The following is a 5331-nucleotide window of genomic DNA, read 5'->3' as shown; positions in this document are numbered from 1 at the left end:
GGCCTATGTCGTGGACCGCGAGAGCGGGGGGGCATAAGGTCGCGATCCGTATTGCATAACCCGGCCTCGGATCGTTGGTTCCGTGCAAAAGCGACCGGGTTTGAAATTATTTTCGTTCAGTCGCGGCCCAGCACGGCGATGGCGATTTCATAGGCGCCGGTCATCGGATCGTGGTGCAGCGGCGCCCGCAATTGGCGCGACAGACCCTCGATCACCCGGCCGTAGCGGGTCGACAGCAAGGTCTCCAGCGTCTCGCTCGCGACGAAGGCGCGCGAGACGACGCGGAGCTTCGCCTTGGCGTCGTCGTCGCCGGGCTTCACCGCGACGCGGATCTGCGCGGCACGGTCGCAATTCATCGCCAGCTCGATCGTCTCGGTGACGAGAAAGGCGACCGCCACCGCGACGTCCTGATTGACGAGATAGGGGTCGACGTCGAGCGCGATCGACAGGCTGGTCGCGCCTTCGGGCGCGGTGGCGCGAATGTTCGATGCCAGTTCGCCGATCACCGCACGCAGGTTGAGCCCGCGATTGTCCTCCATCTCGGCGAAATGGTTGCGGTGGACGACGGCGAGCGCGTCGACGCGCCGCTGGATCGAGGCATAGGCCGCGGTCGCATCGGGGCTCGGCGCACCGCGCGCGTGGAAATTGATCAGGCTGGAAATGACCTGGAGGTTGTTCTTGACGCGATGGTGGACCTCGCGCGTCAATTTGGTTTGCCGCACCACCGCCTCGGCAAGGCCGGCCTCGTGCAGCGCGACGGTACGGCTGATTGCACGAAAGGTGTCGCCGAGCTCGCGTATCTCCTGCGCCGGCAACGGTCCGAGCTGGCCCGGATCGATCACTTCACCCGGCGTGTAGGAGGCGACGCTGGCGCGCAGCAGGCGCAGCGGGCGGATCAGCAGCCGGTCGACGATGAACCATGCCAATCCCGCCGCAGCCGCCCACATCAACAGTGGCAGCATCAGCGCGACGAGGAAGGACGAGGTGATCGGCGCGCTGCGCGTGCTCGTCCGCAGCGTCAGGCCGCCGAGGCCGAGGTCGGTCTCGACGGTCTCGACGCGATCGAGCGGGCCGAGGTCGGGAATGCTGGCGAGGTCGAGCGAGGTGTCGTCGTGCACCAGGGCGCTGGCGAGGGGCACGGCGCGGCTGGTCGGCGTGGCGAGCCGGGCAAGAAAGGGACGGGGGAAGAAGACGCGCGCGCTCGGCCCACGGCGCGGGCCGGCAACCGACAGGATCAGGCCCTTGTCGGGAACGATCGCCGCGCCGACCGCAGTGCTGGTGTCGATCGAGACGTTGCTGTCGAGCGGTTCGCCGCACAGCAGCCGGCCGTTGCGATCGACGATCGAGAAGCGCGTGCCCGTCGTCGCCTGTTGCGCGAACACACCCTGCGCCCGCGCACAACTCGGCGCATCACCGGCATCGGCCTGGAGCGCATTCACCGCGACGCGCAACGCGGTCATGTCGCCGATCAGCTCGATGGCGATGCTGCGCGCACTCTCGTTGGCGGCGATACGAAGCCGCGCCCGCGCCTCGGCATCCGCGGTCCGTCCGGTCTGCAGCGTCGCCCCGATCGCGATCAGCGCCAGCAACAGCAACGCTATGCTGAGCGTGATGAACAGCTTGGCGCCCGTCGGCAAACGCGAAAGCGCCGACACCGGGGCCATTGCCGCGCGTCGGGTGGAGGATGCCGCGGCGAAGGGTGTGGCCATGCCCTCTGCTAGGCGAGCTTGTTCAGCAGGTCGAGCATTTCGTCGGGAACGCTTTCATCAATCGTCCGCTGGTACGCGGAGCGAAGTGCCGCGCCCATGTCGCGATCCTTGCTCTGAACCTTGGCAGGAGACTTTTTGGAAGACGTTTTCGTGTCCTTGTCGCTGGGCAGTTCCAACATGTCCCCCTGGGTGGCCCGGTCCTACCGGGCAATCGACGCACAACGAATGATAGCCGCAAATCAGGAGCGGCTGACCCATTCGATCGGCGATGAAACCAAATTAGCCTTCGATGGTTCCATCGTCGCGCGAAATTTCCGCGGGCCCACGGGTCGGTCGGGTTCTTCGACAAACATCGTTGCAAAGCGGCGGGCGCCCGCACAGATCAGGCACCCGTTCGATATTTCAGATCCCGGACATCCGGGCAGTTCTTCAGGGAGTGATCACCACCCATGTCGCTTGGACAGCAACTCGCACCGCATCTTCCCTTCCTGCGGCGCTACGGCCGGGCCCTGACCGGCAGCCAGCAGCAGGGCGACAAATACGTCCGCGCCACGCTGGAGGCGATCGTCGCGGCGCCGGATCAATTCCCGCGCGACGTCGATCCGCGCCTTGGTCTGTACCGTATGTTCCAGGGCATCTGGGCCTCGGCCAATGCCGATGGCGAGGAGCAGACCTCGCAGAGCGACGCCGAGGGGACCGAGGCGGTCGCCCGTGCCCGTCTCGCCCGCATGACGCCGCTGTCGCGACAGGCGCTGTTGCTGACTGCGATGGAAGGCTTCACCCCCGAGGACGCCGCCTATCTGATCGAGGTCGACACCAGCGAGGTCGAGACCCTGGTCGCCGAGGCGCTGGCCGAGATCGAGAAGCAGACCCGCGCGCGCGTGCTGATCATCGAGGACGAGCCGATCATCGCGATGGACATCGAGACGATCGTCCGCGACCTCGGTCATGAGGTGACCGGCGTCGCCGTGACCCGCGACGAGGCGGTCGCGCTGGCGATGGAGGATCGCCCCGGTCTGGTGCTCGCCGATATCCAGCTCGCCGACGACAGCTCGGGCATCGATGCGGTGAAGGACATCCTCGCGGAGTTCGAAGTGCCGGTGATCTTCATCACCGCCTTCCCGGAGCGTCTGCTCACCGGCGAGCGTCCCGAGCCGACCTTCCTGATCACCAAGCCGTTCCAGCGTTCGACGGTGAAGGCCGCGATCAGCCAGGCGCTGTTCTTCGATCAGGCGACCATCCCCAACGCTCTCGCGTGACGGCACGCCGACGCGTCGTTTCGATCCGGAACGGCGCGTCGGCATCGCCAGATCATCGCCGGACTGCGGCAAAGTCGAATAAAGTTACGGACCCAAAACGGATGTCGTGTGTTTGACGTCCATGGCTGATCCGAACGAACCCGTCCATGTCACCACCACCGAGGCGCGGGCGGGCGCGACCCCGGGCGTCACCCGATACGTTCTGGGTGTCTCGCTCGTGCTGGTCATCGCGATCTTCGCCTTTCTGATCCTGCGATAATTCGACCGAGCCCGTCTCACTGGCATTTGCCGGCGCGGACCCTTATCTTGCTGCCCGAGGCGGCAATGATGTCCCCGGCTTTGAACGGAATTGCATGACCCAGCCTGCTACGCGTGACGACGATTACGAAGACGACGACGCTCCCGTAGCGCCGGTCGAGCACGTTGCTCTGTCCGACCCCGAATTCAAGAAACAGCTGGCGCAGGTCATCCCGCACCTGCGCGCCTTCGGTCGCTCGCTGTCCGGCAGCCGCGACCTCGCCGACGACCTCGTCCAGGAAACGTTGCTCAAGGCATGGGCAGCGCGCCAGCGTTTCCAGGCCGGCACCAACATGCGTGCCTGGACCTTCATCATCCTGCGCAACCTCTATCTGTCGCAGATGCGCCGCGCGCGGTTCAAGGGCGAGTGGGACGATCTGGTCGCGGATCGTATCCTCGCCGCACCCGCGAGCCAGGACCGCCACGTCGAACTGGGCGACATGCAGCGCGCGCTGCTGCATCTGCCGCAGCCGCAGCGCGAGGCGCTGATCCTCGTCGGCGCTGGCGGCTTCGCCTATGAAGAGGCGGCGGAAATCTGCCAGGTGGCGGTCGGTACGATCAAGAGCCGCGTCGCGCGCGGCCGCGTCGCGCTGGAGACCATCCTGACCGAAGGATCGCTGCCGTCGCGTCGTGAGCACGAGACGGACGTCAACAAGACCGCGCTCGACACGATCATGGGCGAGGTCGACGAACTCAGCCGCGGTCATTGATCGACGTAGGGCGGTCGCCGCGGTGTTGACCCGGCACCACGCCGACAGGTAAAGAGGGAACGGGCGGTCCGTGCAGGGCCGCCCTTTCTCGTTTCGAGATGAGGAGATGCCCCGTGACCATTACCGCCCTGATGCCCGTCTATCCGCGGTGCGGGGTGCGTCCGGTCCGAGGCGAGGGCTGTTATCTCATCAGCGAGGACGGCAGCCGCTATCTCGACATGGCGGCGGGCATCGCGGTCAACGCGCTCGGCCACGGCCATCCGCATCTCGTCAAGACGATCGCCGAACAGGCGGCGACGCTGATGCACGTCAGCAACCTCTACGGTTCGCCGCAGGGCGAGGCGCTGGCCGAGCGGATCGTCGCCAACAGCTTCGCCGACACGGTGTTCTTCACCAACTCGGGCACCGAGGCGGTGGAATGCGCGATCAAGACCGCGCGCCGCTTCCATTATGCCGCCGGCAATCCCGAGCGCAGCAAGATCATCACCTTCAACAACGCCTTCCACGGGCGGACGATGGGCGCGATCTCGGCGACGAACCAGCCCAAGATGCGCGACGGCTTCGAGCCCTTGCTGCCCGGTTTCGCTTATGCGCCGTTCAACGATCTCGACGCCGCACTGGCGTTGATCGACGACACCACCGCGGGCTTCATGGTCGAGACGATCCAGGGCGAGGGCGGCGTGTCGGTCGGCACGCCCGAATTCATCACCGGCCTGCGCAAGGCGTGCGACGAGCATGGCCTGCTGCTGATCCTCGACGAGGTCCAGTGCGGCTATGGCCGGACCGGCAAGATGTGGGCGTATGAGCATTACGGCATCGAGCCCGATATCATGGCGGTCGCCAAGGGGATCGGCGCGGGCTTCCCGCTCGGTGCCTGCCTCGCCACCGAGCGCGCGGCGAGCGGCATGGTGATCGGCACGCACGGTTCGACCTATGGCGGCAATCCGCTGGCGATGGCGGCGGGGCAGGCGGTGCTCGACGTGATGTTGGAGGAGGGTTTCCTCGCCAATGTCGAGGCGATGGGCGAGCGGCTGCGCAGCGCGCTTGAACAGCTCATCCCCAACCACGATCACGTCTTCGAGAGCGTGCGCGGCAAGGGGCTGATGCTCGGCCTCAAGCTGAAGGCCGGAGTCGAGCCGCGCGAGTTCGTCGCGCACGCCCGCGACAACCATGGCCTCCTGCTGGTCGCAGCCGGCGAGAACGTCGTCCGCATCCTGCCGCCGCTGGTGATCGAGGACGCCCATGTCGCCGAATGTATCGACAAGCTGAGCGCCGCTGCGCGGGTCTTCGTACCGGCCAGCGACGATTGATCTAGTCCTCCCCCGCCAGGGGGAGGGGACCGGCGCAGCCGGTGGA

6 protein-coding genes are annotated in these 5331 nt (G+C 66.4%); 4 read left to right on the top strand and 2 right to left on the bottom strand.

The window, feature by feature from the left end:
• Positions 1–116: 116 nt before the first annotated feature.
• Both FFS23_RS19685 and FFS23_RS20255 read right to left on the bottom strand, forming a co-directional pair.
• Positions 117–1709 carry a sensor histidine kinase gene (locus FFS23_RS19685; RefSeq protein ID WP_425423967.1) on the bottom strand — a complete coding sequence of 531 codons (1593 nt, stop codon included), beginning with the start codon at positions 1707–1709 and terminating at the stop codon, positions 117–119.
• Between the two features lie 8 nt (positions 1710–1717).
• Positions 1718–1888 (bottom strand): NepR family anti-sigma factor, encoded by a 171-nt coding sequence (locus tag FFS23_RS20255; protein ID WP_169742539.1) that lies wholly within the window; start codon positions 1886–1888, stop codon positions 1718–1720.
• 270 nt (positions 1889–2158) lie between these two features.
• Between FFS23_RS20255 and FFS23_RS19680 the strand changes: the two genes are divergently transcribed.
• From FFS23_RS19680 to FFS23_RS19670, 4 genes are all read left to right on the top strand, one after another.
• Positions 2159–2968 carry a response regulator gene (locus FFS23_RS19680; protein WP_038662110.1) on the top strand — a complete coding sequence of 270 codons (810 nt, stop codon included), beginning with the start codon at positions 2159–2161 and terminating at the stop codon, positions 2966–2968.
• Between the two features lie 121 nt (positions 2969–3089).
• A complete protein-coding gene (locus FFS23_RS20250) occupies positions 3090–3227 on the top strand; it encodes a hypothetical protein (RefSeq protein ID WP_038662107.1) in 138 nt (45 codons plus the stop codon).
• A 94-nt stretch (positions 3228–3321) separates the two neighbouring features.
• Positions 3322–3975, top strand: coding sequence for a sigma-70 family RNA polymerase sigma factor (locus tag FFS23_RS19675; protein ID WP_038662104.1), 654 nt, complete (start codon positions 3322–3324; stop codon positions 3973–3975).
• A gap of 113 nt (positions 3976–4088) precedes the next feature.
• Positions 4089–5285 (top strand): aspartate aminotransferase family protein, encoded by a 1197-nt coding sequence (locus tag FFS23_RS19670; RefSeq protein WP_038662102.1) that lies wholly within the window; start codon positions 4089–4091, stop codon positions 5283–5285.
• Positions 5286–5331 lie beyond the last annotated feature (46 nt).

It is taken from the genome of Sphingomonas sp. 2SG (genome assembly GCF_005503285.1).
In the GTDB taxonomy this organism is placed as follows: domain Bacteria; phylum Pseudomonadota; class Alphaproteobacteria; order Sphingomonadales; family Sphingomonadaceae; genus Sphingomonas; species Sphingomonas taxi.
The sequence above is the reverse complement of the archived record's forward strand: the minus strand, read 5'-3'. Positions and strand labels throughout refer to the sequence as shown.

What these genes read in the sequence shown, in the direction of transcription:
- FFS23_RS20255 (WP_169742539.1), bottom strand. Translation starts at nt 1,888, where the DNA reads ATGTTGGAACTGCCCAGCGACAAGGACACGAAAACGTCTTCCAAAAAG.
- FFS23_RS20250 (WP_038662107.1), top strand. Translation starts at nt 3,090, where the DNA reads ATGGCTGATCCGAACGAACCCGTCCATGTCACCACCACCGAGGCGCGG.
- FFS23_RS19675 (WP_038662104.1), top strand. Translation starts at nt 3,322, where the DNA reads ATGACCCAGCCTGCTACGCGTGACGACGATTACGAAGACGACGACGCT.
- FFS23_RS19680 (WP_038662110.1), top strand. Translation starts at nt 2,159, where the DNA reads ATGTCGCTTGGACAGCAACTCGCACCGCATCTTCCCTTCCTGCGGCGC.
- FFS23_RS19685 (WP_425423967.1), bottom strand. Translation starts at nt 1,709, where the DNA reads ATGGCCACACCCTTCGCCGCGGCATCCTCCACCCGACGCGCGGCAATG.